Origin of the sequence: Neoalteromonas flava (genome assembly GCF_002807685.1) — a bacterium.
Lineage (GTDB): Bacteria > Pseudomonadota > Gammaproteobacteria > Enterobacterales > Alteromonadaceae > Alteromonas_E > Alteromonas_E flava.
The window spans coordinates 163,097-175,627 of record NZ_PEAX01000001.1 but is presented as its reverse complement, the minus strand read 5'-3'; the positions used below and the strand labels follow the sequence as shown (position 1 = coordinate 175,627).

Below are 12,531 nucleotides of genomic sequence, written 5' to 3'. Positions count from 1 at the left end.
GGTAGCAAATGAATAAATATGGATGGTTTTTGGCAGCGTTGTGTTTAAGCGTTGTCGGTTGTTCGTCGTCGTATAAGCCAGCTTCAGGTGGGCAAAAGCAGATTTCTATTAGCCACGAAAAGTATCAGTTAACGAACGGTTTAACGGTCATTCTGCATCAAGACCGTTCAGACCCGTTGGTTCATGTCGATGTGACCTATCACGTCGGTTCGGCGCGCGAGCAAGCAGGGCAGTCAGGTTTTGCGCACTTTTTCGAGCACATGATGTTTCAGGGTTCAAAGCACGTCGCTGACGAACAACACTTTGCAATGATCACCGAAGCCGGTGGCGATATGAACGGTACGACAAATTCTGATCGCACCAACTATTACCAAACAGTACCACGCAACCACTTAGAAAAAGTGCTTTGGTTGGAGTCTGACCGTATGGGGTTCTTACTTGATGCGGTTACGCAAAAGAAGTTTGAGAATCAACGTGAGACCGTCAAAAACGAGCGTGCACAACGCGTAGACAATCAACCCTACGGATTACGTACTGAGCGCGTGAGTGAAGCCTTGTATCCGCAGGGGCACCCTTACTCGTGGCCAGTTATTGGTTATATAGAAGATCTAGAGCGCGTCAATGTTGATGATTTGAAAGCTTTTTTCCAGCGTTGGTATGGCCCTAATAATGCAATACTAACGATTGGTGGTGATATTGACATCGCGCAAACTAAAGCTTGGGTGAAAAAATATTTTGCCCCAATTCCAGCTGGGCCGACTGTAACGAAACTCCCTAAAAAGGCGGTAACTTTAGCGCAAACAAGACACGTAGTATTGGAAGATAATGTGCACTTGCCATTGATCCAAATGACGTTTCCAACGGTGCATGCCCGCCATCCTGATGAGGCACCACTGGATGTTTTAGCGGATATTTTAGGTGGTGGCAAAACCTCTATTTTTTATCAAGATCTCGTGTCGACAGGCAAAACAGTACAGGCTGCTGTTATGCACCCCTGCCGTGAATTAGCCTGTGAATTCCAGATGCTGGCACTGGCCAATCCTGCGATCACGCAAGACTTAGATGATTTGCACAGTGCGTTTAAACAAGCCCTCGTTGATTTTGAGCAACGTGGCGTCGAACCGGATGATTTAACACGAGTGAAGATGAGCATTGAGGCAGGTACGATTTTTGGTCTGCAAAGTGTCGCGCGGAAAGTGAGTTCATTGGCTAATGGTGAGCTCTATGCACAGCAACCCGACCTCGTGCAAGTGGATATTGACCGCTACAATGCAGTAACGGCAGATGACGTTATGCGGGTGTTCAAAAAGTACATTAAGAACAATCCAGCCGTTGTACTGAGTATTGTGCCTGAAGGCCAGAATCAAGCAGCCGTTAATCTGCCGGAATATAGTATTCCAGCACGTGACATTCCGCCACTTCGCCAACATGCCGACGTTGAGCCTATGGAGATTGTTGATACCTTTGATCGCAGTCAAATACCACCGACAGCGCCAGCGCCGCTGGTTAGCGTGCCGGAATTCTGGCAAGCAAAAATAGCGTCGCGGATACCTGTGTTGGGTATCAATACGGATGAGACACCAACAGTTAGCCTAACGATTAATCTCGAAGGTGGTCCGCTGTTAGATCCTATTGAAAAAGCGGGATTAGCCTCACTTACTGCTCAAATGATGAATGAATCCAGTGCGCAACGCTCGGGCGTTGAACTAGCCAATGAACTGGCTAAATTGGGCAGTGACATCCAGTTCTCAGCGTCGGGTCGGTTTACTACCGTATATGTGAGCAGTCTGAGTAAAAATCTCGCGCCAACGTTAGCCATTTTATTTGAAAAATTGTTTAATCCAGGCTTTGAAGTTGCTGATTTCAAGCAACTTAAGCAGCGCACATTACAAGCCATGCAGCAACAAATAAAAAATCCCAATACACTAGCTCGACGTGCGCAAGACGCCATTCTTTACGGTGAAAATAATCGCATCAGTTTACCGGATAGCGGAACTACCACTACCGTAGAGGCGATTACTCTGGATGATATCAAAGTGTTTTACCAAACGTATTACAATCCAGCCCAGGCAAATATCGTGGTGGTGGGTGATATCTCCCAAACCGACACATTAGCTGCGCTATTGCCGCTCCAAGAATGGTCAGTGAAACCCTATGAAATTCCCACGTATCAGCCCTTTCCTGAATATGCGACGGGTAATATCTATTTAGTCGATAAACCCAATGCGGTGCAATCTGTCATAAGTATTGCTAAACGCTCAATGCCTTACGATGCAACGGGGGATTATTTTCAAGCACGCTTGGCTAATTTCCCGTTAGGTGGGCATTTTAATAGTCGAATAAACCTCAATTTGCGTGAGGATAAGGGTTTTACCTATGGCGCTGGAAGCTATTTCAGCGGTGGTAAAACCTTAGGTACATTCTCTATGGGTGGTGACTTTAATGCCACTGCGACACTTGAAAGTATTCAAGAAATGTTGCGCGAGGTTCGCGAGTATAAAATGCACGGAGTGACGGACGCAGAATTGGCTTTGTTGCAAAAAGCGTTTACCCAAGGAGATGCTTTGGACTATGAAACGCCAGCGAATAAAGCGCGTTTTCTTAGGCATTTACTGGTCTATGATTTGTCCCCAGATTTTACTGAGCAACAGCTCAGTATTATTCAAGCGTTAACCACCGAGCAATTGCAACAGTGGGCACAGCAATACATGGATTTGAGCGATATGCACATCTTTGTTGTGGGCGACGCAGCAGCACTTAAGCCGCAGCTCGAAACTCTGGGTCGCACAGTTTTAGACTACGAGGTAGACGATTGATCTAGATTAGTGTAACAAAATCTAAGTAAGGCAAGTTTTGCGGTTAAAAAGCGATATACTTGTCGGGAAACTATTTTCAATAAAAAGTGAGTGATCCATTGTCGAATCATCCGTTGAGTTTAGAGAAAATTCTTGCCGGTCTTGATACTGCGCATTTTCGTACAGCGTTAACCGGTATCAAGCATGGGGTAGAGCGTGAAGCGTTGAGGATCACCCCGCAAGGAAAATTATCGCAACAAGCCCATCCTCAGCAATTAGGGTCAGCGCTTACTCACGACAGTATTACTACGGATTTTTCTGAAGCTTTATTGGAATTTATTACACCCCCTGAGGAAGATCCCCATACAACATTGGCGCAATTAAGCGATATTCATAAGTTTGTGCTGAGTGAAATGGGTGATGAGGCGCTGTGGCCAATGAGTATGCCTTGCTACGTCGATAGCGAAGACGAGATCCCAATCGCTCAATATGGCACTTCTAATATTGCCCGGATGAAGAGCACCTATCGGCAAGGCCTTAAAAATCGTTATGGCGCAATGATGCAGGCAATTTCAGGGATCCATTTTAATTTTTCACTTCCTGAGAGTTTTTGGCAACTTTATGCTGAACTTAAAGGTAGCGTCTTCAGTCCAGCTTTTGTTTCCCAGCAGTACTTTGACTTAATAAGAAATTATCGTCGCTGGTGCTGGTTGATCCCTTACCTATATGGTGCCTCTCCTGCGCTGTGTGGTTCTTTCCTACGTGGCAAAAAGCATAATTTTGATTTTCAGCAAATTGGCAAAGGCACTTTGTATTTACCCTATGCAACGTCGTTGCGCATGAGCGATCTTGGCTATACCAACAGTCAACAATCAAGCCTACACGTGTGTTACAACAATTTGTCGGATTATGTTGCCTCTGTGCGTAAAGCGATTCGGACGCCAAGTGCTGAGTACGCACGTTTTGCGGCTGGTGAGCAAGGCGTTTACGAGCAGTTGAATAGCAACATTTTGCAAATCGAAAACGAGTTATATTCGCCAATTCGCCCTAAACAAGTGGCGCGATCGCTAGAAAAGCCGACTGACGCGCTAGAGAGTCGTGGTGTTGCATACGTGGAAGTACGGGCGTTAGATGTTGACCCCATGCAACCGGTTGGGATCAGTTTGCAGCAGTTCTATTTTCTAGATGTCTTCTTGTTAAGTTGTTTGTTGACGGAATCACCCGACTTCACGCAACAAGCTTACACCAAAACCGAGCGTAATATTAAGCGGGTGGTGACCCAAGGTCGTGATCCGGCATTAACGCTGCTGCAAGAAGGACAAGACCAGACGAGTAATGAAGTTCCACTGCAGCAGTGGGCAATCTCATTATTTGAAACCTTTGCAAAGGTCGCAAAAGTCCTGGATAGCGCTTCTGCAACTTCGCAATATAGCGCGGCAGTTGCGCGAGAATTCGAAAAAATCACTGACAGCGGTAAAACTCCCTCTGCGCAAATTTTAGCGACCTTGCAGAGTCGCAACGTGGACAACGGTCAGTGGGGGCTTGAATTGTCGCGGCAATATAAGGCGTCGTTTTTAAGTCAGGGTTATCAGCATTTTGATCAGGCATTTTTCGAACAGCAGAGTCGCGAGTCGCTGCAGCAGCAAAAGATTATTGAAGCAAACGATAAAGAAGATTTTGATGCGTTTCTTAAAGCCTATTTTGCACGCTAAACAGGGCACAAAAAAAAGCCTGGTGCTAGCCAGGCAGATAAGGTTCCAGGGAAACACACACAATACTAGAACACTAGATTTGAATAAAAAATGAGCATAAAGTTCCTGAGCAAGTCAATTTTTTTCGCTGGTCTGATCAGTCTGCTCGTTATGCTTGTCGGTTGCACTACAACCCCGCCCAGTGACATTAGTAATCTGTGCGCAATCTTTAAAGAAAAACCTGACTGGTATGATGCAGCTGCTGATGTGCGTGATAAATGGGGCGTACCCATTCATGTACCGATGGCAATGATGTATCAGGAAAGCTCATTTAAGGCCGACGCCTTGCCACCGCGTGACTACGTATTCTTCGGCTTGATCCCATGGGGTAGAGTCAGTTCTGCTTACGGATATTCGCAAGCGAAGACACCAACGTGGGAAGACTACGTGCGTGAAACCGGCAACTCATGGGCTGACCGTGATGATTTTGCCGATGCGATAGATTTTATGGGGTGGTTTATCAGCAAAACGCACACGATTAATGGAATTTCAAAGTGGGATGCGCATGGACAGTATCTCAATTATCACGAAGGGTGGGGCGGTTTTAAACGGCGTTCCTATTTAAAGAAACGCTGGTTAGTGAATGTCGCAAGTATCGTAAAAGCGCGTTCTTTGCGCTATGCCACTCAGCTCAAAGGCTGTGAAGAAGAATTACAGCGCGGGTGGTTTTGGCGATTAATATGGTAATTGGTAACCAATCACTCACGACTTCCCAAGCCTTAGAAACTGTACGCCAACTTCTAGGGGCTGGTAGGATCGAGCCCGCATGGCAAAAGCTTTGTGAAATCGAATCGCTAGCGCCCGAAAATGTAGAATTACTCACCCACATGGTCGGAATTCTACTCGGGCGCAAACAGCAACAAGCCGATGAATATATCAAACGTTTATGCATAGTCATTCCGCACACACAAGACGCCCATCTGTACGTCCACGTTTTGCGTTTACTTTGTCAATATCATCAGTATGCCGCAGCGCTAACAGTGGCAAAGCGCGTGCCCAAGGTGTTGCAAGCTAATCAGGATGTTTTGGTCGCGCGCTGCAATGTCGCCGTCCAAGCCCGAGCGCTGACGGCTGCGCGGCAATGGCTGGATATTCAACCCGCAGCGCCAGAATTGGCTCCTAAGGCCCGCTTAATGCGTGCTAATATTGCAGCAATGCTTGGTGATTTTGACGCTGCACAGGCGGATTATTTGGCAATTTTGCAGGAGCAGCCAGACAATAGTTATGCGGCTGCGGGGTTAGCTAAGTCGCAAAAGCTCACACCGGAGTTGGATGAACATTTAGCCATGCTTCCACTTGTGAATGATGATCCTGAAGCTGCTGCTCGTGTTCTATTTGCTCAAGCGAAAGCAAAAAATGACCGAGGGAATTATGGGGTGGCGTGGCAGTTGGCAACTCGAGCCAACGCGTTAAAAAGCAAAACTTGCCGTTTTAGCTCAACGATGCTGCAGCAGCAAGTGGACGGTTTGCTAACCGCTTTTAGCATGGACAACTACCAGTCGGCAAAATCGAATTGCGTGACCGAGCATGTTTTTGTGGTTGGTATGCCCCGTTCTGGCACGACATTAGTAGAGCAAATTTTATCATCAGTACCCGAATATTATGCCGGTGGCGAGACACCCGCCTTGGAAGTTGCCATAGCAGCTTCTGGAGTAGATGAGCAATACCTTCAGCGTTTGATGCGGCAAGAACGTATTGATTGGCAAGCCACGATCAAAGCATATGAAAACTATTTCCAGCAATTTGCCAATTTTGCAGGTGAGCGGATTGTGAATAAAGTACCGACTAACTTTTTTCATATCGGATTGATTAAGCTGCTATTCCCGCACGCCAAAATCATCAATATGCAGCGCGACCCACTGGACCTTGCTGTATCCATTTATTTTGAGAATTTCTCGCGTTACTTTGCCTACACCAACGACTTAGATGATATTTTCTTTGTTTACGATCAATATCAACGCTTAATGAGCCATTGGCAGTCAATGTTTGGCGATGATATTCTTCATGTATCCTATCAGCAGTTAGTTGCAGATTATGCGCCCGGCGCCGCACGTATCGGTGATTTTCTTGGCGTATCATTGCCGCCAGCAGAAGTGATTCGTGAGTCGACCAACCATGTTGAGACGCCCAGTATTTGGCAAGTTAGACAACCCATTACGACTCACGCCGTTGCGCGCTGGCAACGCTATACTGAATTTTTAACGCCTTATATTGAGAGATATCGCTAAATGACACAACCCACGCCTTTCCCGGCCGGAATGCAATACGTAAATGCTGATAACGAACGGATCATGCTTGCACGTGGGGGAATTTTGCATACAGATATATGGCGCACCATGGTACCGCGACATGTCGAATTAAACGCAACGCTTAAGCAGGAAATACTCGAATATCAGCAAACTAACCCAACCATTGATCCGTTAGCTAATCCTGGTTGTTGGCGCGGCAGCAGTGACTTTAATGGTTGGCGACCATTGCAACGTTTTATTATTGATAACGTGAAAGCGATTCATCGCCACTATCTAAACATTGGAGCGCCGTGTGCGCCGCTCGAATCATTTTCAGCCGATCGTTTTGAAATGAACTACTGGGCAAATGTTAATCAGCCGGGCAGCGCCAACGCCATTCATACGCACTCAAAATGGCATTGGTCGGGGGTTTATTATGTGCAGGGCACGGGAACCGGCGATCTTGCCTTGTATAGTCATGCTTTTGTTAATCAGCAAGTCTCCCATGGTTTGCCTTTTGGACAATCATTTACGGTGCCAGCAGAAGATGGATTGATGGTGATGTTTCCGAGTTATCTTATCCATGAAGTATTGCCAAACCCCTCCGATCGTGCGCGAATCAATATTGCGTTTAATGTAAAAATATTATTCTAATGGCGCAGTAATAGCGTGTTTGGTTGGCATAAGAACGCCTCCTGTATACTCTTTTGATCTAGCGCAAACTTTACTCTGCGCGTGTCCCAAAATATTGATCAAGATCAGTACCTGTTTACCGGTGTAGGCGACAATAAAGGCATTGTTGATGTGCAGGAGGAAAGCACCATGCCTTTAGAGTTATTCCTAGATCCCGTTGTGTGGATGTCATTGTTGTTGATTGCCATTATTTGCGTGATGGGTGGTTACTATACCTACCTGTTTTTACACAATAGTGCAGACGCAGATAAATAATTAACCCAACTTAGGATCGGCGTGTACTAGCTTGACTAATAGGGCACCCTTACCGCCCCACTCCAATGGTGCTTGATGAAAGGCAGCAATGTCTGGGTGCTGGATTAACCAGTGCGGGACTTGTTGCTTTAAGATCCCAGCACCGACACCGTGGACAATACAGACACATTGCACATGTTGTTGTTTCGCATGATATAACAGGGCAGCGATTTCGAGTTTTGCTTCTTCGCGCGACAATCCGTGCAGATCGAGAATGATCTCGGGTGCAAAATCACCCCGGCGTAATCGTTTAATTTGATCGTGATGTTCACGATCGACGGCATAGCGAGTTGGCCCCTCGGGTGGGATATAGCCATGAAATGCGTCGGAAAAGGTAAAATACGCATTGGCTTGGCGTTGATCCTTTTGGTCTGTGCTGTCATGCTGACGTTTGCGTTGCCGCTTTGCATGCAAGCGTTGTTGCTGGGTAAGCGCGACTTTTTCATTCTCAGGCAGTGGTTTGACACCACCAATCGACTGGCGAAACAGCAGCATGTCGTCATCTTCAACCAAACTCTTTATCCCCGTGAAAAAAATTCAAAATAGCACGCCCGAAAGCCAAATATTTTCGGTATGATAGCAGGCATTACTCGTGGGTTTAACTATTGCAATGACTGATAAAATTTATCTTGATCAAGCCATTAACGATTTGGCCAGTATTTTGGATTTCGTGCGCTGGAGCGTGAGTCGCTTTAATGATGCCGATTTGTTTTTTGGACATGGAACTGACAATGCCTGGGATGAAGCGGTAACCTTGGTGATGTCAGCGTTGCATCTGCCACAAAACCTTTCCGACGTAACCGGCGAAGCGCTGTTTCATGCAAAGTTGACCCACAGCGAGCGCCAAAAAATTGCTGAGTTAGTATTAAAACGCGTACAAACCCGTTTGCCTTTACCCTATTTAACTAATCAAGCATGGTTTTGTGGCTTTCCGTTTTATGTTGACGAACGCGTGTTGATCCCGCGTTCGCCCTTTGCAGAGCTTATACAACAAGCGTTTGCTGGTTATGTTAATGAACCACGGACTATTTTAGATTTATGCGCTGGCGGCGGCTGTATTGCTATCGCGCTTGCTCATGCCTTCCCTGATGCCGATGTGGATGCGTTGGATATCAGCACAGATGCAATTGATGTTGCGAACATTAATATTCAAGAGCATGGGTTGGAGAGCCGTGTGGTAGCAATGCAATCGGATGTCTTTTCCGCGCTGACTCAACAACGTTATGACCTAATTGTTTCCAATCCGCCCTATGTTGACGCCGAGGATATGGCTGACTTGCCGGCAGAGTTTCAGCATGAGCCTGAGTTAGCCCTGGCAGCCGGAGAGGACGGGTTGGATTTAGTTGAGACAATTATCAATCAAGCGGCAAACTATTTAACTGATAGCGGTTGGTTATTTGTAGAAGTCGGTAATTCGATGGTGCATTTCGCTGATCGTTTCCCCGGATTAACGGTGGAGTGGGTTGAACTGGAACAGGGGGGGGACGGCATTTTTGCTGTGTCTAAAGCCGCGTTATTAGATTATTTAAAAGGATAATTCATGTCAGGAAATAGTTTTGGCAAATTATTTACCGTTACTACCTTTGGTGAAAGCCACGGGATTGCGATTGGTGGGGTAGTCGATGGTTGTCCTCCAGGGTTAGAGTTACATGAATCAGATTTGCAAGGTGACCTTGATCGGCGTAAACCCGGTACATCACGCTACACCACGGCGCGCCGTGAAGATGATGAAGTACAGATTTTATCTGGCGTATTCGAAGGCAAAACGACCGGTACATCGATTGGACTGTTAATAAAAAACAAAGATCAGCGCAGCCAGGATTATTCCAAGATTGCCGACCGCTTCCGCCCAGGACATGCGGATTACACCTATCAACAGAAGTATGGATTACGTGACTATCGTGGTGGTGGTCGTTCTTCGGCACGAGAAACGGCCATAAGGGTAGCCGCCGGAGGTATTGCAAAAAAATATTTGAAGCAAGTGCATGGGATTGAAATTACCGGTTATCTCTCACAACTTGGACCGATCGCAATGGCGTTAAAGGCGCCAGAAACAATTAATGACAACCCATTTTTTTGTCCGGATCCTGCTCAATTAGACGCGCTTGACGAGTACATGCGGGAATTGAAAAAATCCGGTGATTCTATTGGCGCTAAAGTTTCAGTCATAGCCACCAACATGCCTGTGGGATTAGGTGAGCCTGTGTTTGACCGGCTCGATGCGGACATTGCACATGCGATGATGGGGATCAATGCGGTAAAAGGTGTAGAAATCGGTGATGGATTTGCTGTCGTCGAACAAAAAGGTAGCGAGCACCGCGACACCTTAACCCCAGAAGGTTTCGCCAGCAATCACAGCGGTGGCGTATTGGGAGGGATTTCCAGTGGGCAAGACTTGATTGTACATATGGCGCTAAAGCCAACATCCAGCATTTCAGTCCCGGGTGAAACCATCACGGTTAGTGGTGAAGCAACCGATATTGTTACTAAAGGGCGTCACGATCCCTGTGTGGGTATTCGCGCAGTGCCGATAGCTGAGGCTATGTTGGCCATTGTGATAATGGATCACTTATTGCGGCATACTGCGCAAAACGCCCACGTTCAACGCATTACGCCGACCATCCCAGGCGCTATCGAATGAATGATATAGCTTATGCTAGGGTCGATGATTGAAGCGTCTATCGGCCACATACTTTCTGTATTTTGCGCAATTAGGGATTATTGTTCCTTATCTCGGCTTGTTCCTTGATGGTAGAGGCTTTAGTTCAGCGCAAATTGGAGAGTTGTTTGCATTAATCACTTTTGCGCGCATTTTTGGTCCAGGGATTTGGGCAAGCTTGGCCGATCGAACAGGCCATACGTTATTGGTACTGCGCGTGGGCTGTCTGCTGACGGTACTCAGCTTTGCTGGTGTATTTTGGGCTATGTCATTTTGGTCGTTAACGTTGACCTTCGGCTTGATGATGATGTTTTGGACGGCCGTGTTGCCACAATTAGAAGTTATCACTCTAAAACAAGCTAAAATCCGAGAGAAGAACTACGGAAGTGTACGCTTATGGGGCAGCGTTGGCTTTATTTTGCTAACCATGCTGACAGGCTATTTGCTCGACATTTTTGGGACTGAAGTCCCTATCTGGGTGAGTGTGACAGTTTTGTCATTGCTGTTTCTATCGACCTTATTGTTAGCAGACGTTAATCGCGATGAACACCTCGAGAGCACCAGTGGCAATAGTTGGCGGCAGGTAATGACTCCCGTATTCCTGTTGTTTTTATTATCGGCAACGCTGCTACAAGTGAGCTTTGGCCCTTACTATGGCTTTTTTGCTTTATACATGCGTGACCTTGAGCACTCGGGGCAATTCACTGGTTTTCTTATTGCGTTAGGGGTTGCAGCAGAGGTGATCATCTTTGTGCTCGCCAGTCGGCTTATTCAGCGATTTGGCATCAAATGGCTATTGATAACAAGCTTGGCACTAACCGCTGTGCGTTGGTGGATGCTTGGATTTTTTGCTGACACGACTCCATTATTGGTGCTATCGCAAACGCTACATGCTTTTAGCTTTGGCCTCACCCATGCGGTCAGTGTTGCTTTTATTCATCATTATTTTACTGCACACTTTCAAAGCCGCGGGCAGGCCATCTATATTGGCGTGGCTTTTGGTGCTGGTGGTGCGCTAGGGAATTGGCTGGCCGGGCATTTGTGGGAGCAAGGCAGTGGTGCAACCCTAAGCTTTTCTATCGCAGCAGCGTTAGCCCTGTTAGCTGCGGTCATATTATTACCATTGGCGAAAGAAAAACTCGCATAATCGTATACAGGAGAAATCTATGCGACTAACCCTATCTGTAATCATTATGCTATTGGGTGCTCTCTCAGCACAAGCACAGCAGCCACCGGGCTCAGATATCTGGATGCTTACGTTGTCACCCGCAACCGCTGAAGAATCTCAGGTAACAGTGATTGAATGGCGGCAAATAACGGATGCTCCGTTTTATCACAATCAACCCTACTTTAGCGCGGATGGGGCGGTACTTTATTACACCGCCGCCGACGCCGCAGGGCAAACTGATTTGTATCAATACAACATGGCGACCAGCACGACGCGCAATATCACCCAATCGTCAACCAGTGAATATTCGCCAACACCACGCTCGACACAACCCGCGTTATCTGGCATTTGGGTGGATAAAAATGGTAAGCAATGGTTAGCACAGTGGTCATTCGATGCACCGCAACCACAAAAATTACTCGACGTAGAGCCGATTGGCTATCATGTCTGGTTGAATGACTCTGAGGTGTTGGTTTTTGTTTTGAGCACTGAAGAAGGCGGCAAGCACTCCTTGCAACGGGCAACTATTTTACCCACGTCAAACAACCCCAGAATAATCGATACGGACATTGGGGCGAGCCTTTGGGCAATCCCGCAACAGCCAGATAAATTCAGCTATTCTAAGCGGATTGGTGATGTGCATTATCTCATGGAGTATGACGCTTCATCGCATCGCACACGTCGCCTAGCCTTGCTTCCAACCAGTAGCCAATACTATGCTTGGACTCCCGACGGCCGAGCTGTAACTGTTAATGCAGAGCAAAATGGATTAATTAGCTGGGCTTATGGTGCCAAAGATGGATGGCAAGCCTATGTGTCTATCGCAGAGCAGTGTCCTGCTGGCGCAAGCCGGTTAGTTTTCAGTACACAGGGGACTCAATTAGCGCTAGTGTGCCAGCGCTCTCAGTAGTGAATAAAAAAAACCAGAATGTCGACTAATCGA

General features: G+C 46.8%; 11 protein-coding genes. 10 read left to right on the top strand and 1 reads right to left on the bottom strand.

Features of this window, described 5'->3' with window-relative positions; all coding sequences use genetic code 11:
* Positions 1–8: 8 nt before the first annotated feature.
* The 6 genes from CSH92_RS00840 (at position 9) to CSH92_RS17400 (ending at position 7,722) form a co-directional block, all read left to right on the top strand.
* Positions 9–2,816, top strand: a complete 2,808-nt coding sequence (locus tag CSH92_RS00840) for a M16 family metallopeptidase (protein WP_100655712.1) — start codon at positions 9–11, stop codon at positions 2,814–2,816.
* A gap of 98 nt (positions 2,817–2,914) precedes the next feature.
* Positions 2,915–4,507 (top strand): glutamate--cysteine ligase, encoded by a 1,593-nt coding sequence (gene gshA / locus CSH92_RS00835; protein ID WP_100656276.1) that lies wholly within the window; start codon positions 2,915–2,917, stop codon positions 4,505–4,507.
* Between the two features lie 90 nt (positions 4,508–4,597).
* Positions 4,598–5,233 carry a transglycosylase SLT domain-containing protein gene (locus CSH92_RS00830; RefSeq protein ID WP_100655711.1) on the top strand — a complete coding sequence of 212 codons (636 nt, stop codon included), beginning with the start codon at positions 4,598–4,600 and terminating at the stop codon, positions 5,231–5,233.
* On the top strand, positions 5,227–6,774 hold the full coding sequence (locus CSH92_RS00825; RefSeq protein WP_100655710.1) for a sulfotransferase family protein: 1,548 nt from the start codon (positions 5,227–5,229) through the stop codon (positions 6,772–6,774). The genes CSH92_RS00830 and CSH92_RS00825 overlap by 7 nt, the downstream gene beginning before the upstream one ends.
* Positions 6,775–7,428, top strand: coding sequence for a putative 2OG-Fe(II) oxygenase (locus CSH92_RS00820; RefSeq protein ID WP_100655709.1), 654 nt, complete (start codon positions 6,775–6,777; stop codon positions 7,426–7,428).
* Between the two features lie 81 nt (positions 7,429–7,509).
* Positions 7,510–7,722, top strand: coding sequence for a DUF3149 domain-containing protein (locus tag CSH92_RS17400; RefSeq protein WP_420807483.1), 213 nt, complete (start codon positions 7,510–7,512; stop codon positions 7,720–7,722).
* Here the strand turns inward: CSH92_RS17400 and smrB are convergent, their stop codons facing one another.
* Positions 7,723–8,274 (bottom strand): endonuclease SmrB, encoded by a 552-nt coding sequence (smrB, locus tag CSH92_RS00810; RefSeq protein WP_240612697.1) that lies wholly within the window; start codon positions 8,272–8,274, stop codon positions 7,723–7,725.
* Positions 8,275–8,371: 97 nt separating this feature from the next.
* On the opposite strand from smrB, the gene prmB reads away from it, so the two are divergent.
* Genes prmB through CSH92_RS00790 form a run of 4 tightly spaced genes read left to right on the top strand, consistent with a single transcriptional unit; the run spans position 8,372 to position 12,498 of the window.
* Positions 8,372–9,298: a 50S ribosomal protein L3 N(5)-glutamine methyltransferase gene (prmB, locus tag CSH92_RS00805; RefSeq protein WP_100656273.1), complete on the top strand. Its 927-nt coding sequence runs from the start codon at positions 8,372–8,374 to the stop codon at positions 9,296–9,298.
* Positions 9,299–9,301: 3 nt separating this feature from the next.
* Positions 9,302–10,402 (top strand): chorismate synthase, encoded by a 1,101-nt coding sequence (gene aroC, locus CSH92_RS00800; RefSeq protein ID WP_100655708.1) that lies wholly within the window; start codon positions 9,302–9,304, stop codon positions 10,400–10,402.
* A 28-nt stretch (positions 10,403–10,430) separates the two neighbouring features.
* Positions 10,431–11,567, top strand: coding sequence for an MFS transporter (locus CSH92_RS00795; protein WP_100655707.1), 1,137 nt, complete (start codon positions 10,431–10,433; stop codon positions 11,565–11,567).
* Positions 11,568–11,586: 19 nt separating this feature from the next.
* A complete protein-coding gene (locus tag CSH92_RS00790) occupies positions 11,587–12,498 on the top strand; it encodes a TolB family protein (protein ID WP_100655706.1) in 912 nt (303 codons plus the stop codon).
* Positions 12,499–12,531: the final 33 nt, after the last annotated feature.

Excerpts from the sequence above, each read along its gene's own strand:
- CSH92_RS00840 (WP_100655712.1), top strand. The coding sequence starts at position 9 with ATGAATAAATATGGATGGTTTTTGGCAGCGTTGTGTTTAAGCGTTGTC.
- CSH92_RS00830 (WP_100655711.1), top strand. The coding sequence starts at position 4,598 with ATGAGCATAAAGTTCCTGAGCAAGTCAATTTTTTTCGCTGGTCTGATC.
- CSH92_RS00825 (WP_100655710.1), top strand. The coding sequence starts at position 5,227 with ATGGTAATTGGTAACCAATCACTCACGACTTCCCAAGCCTTAGAAACT.
- CSH92_RS00820 (WP_100655709.1), top strand. The coding sequence starts at position 6,775 with ATGACACAACCCACGCCTTTCCCGGCCGGAATGCAATACGTAAATGCT.
- prmB (WP_100656273.1), top strand. The coding sequence starts at position 8,372 with ATGACTGATAAAATTTATCTTGATCAAGCCATTAACGATTTGGCCAGT.
- aroC (WP_100655708.1), top strand. The coding sequence starts at position 9,302 with ATGTCAGGAAATAGTTTTGGCAAATTATTTACCGTTACTACCTTTGGT.
- CSH92_RS00790 (WP_100655706.1), top strand. The coding sequence starts at position 11,587 with ATGCGACTAACCCTATCTGTAATCATTATGCTATTGGGTGCTCTCTCA.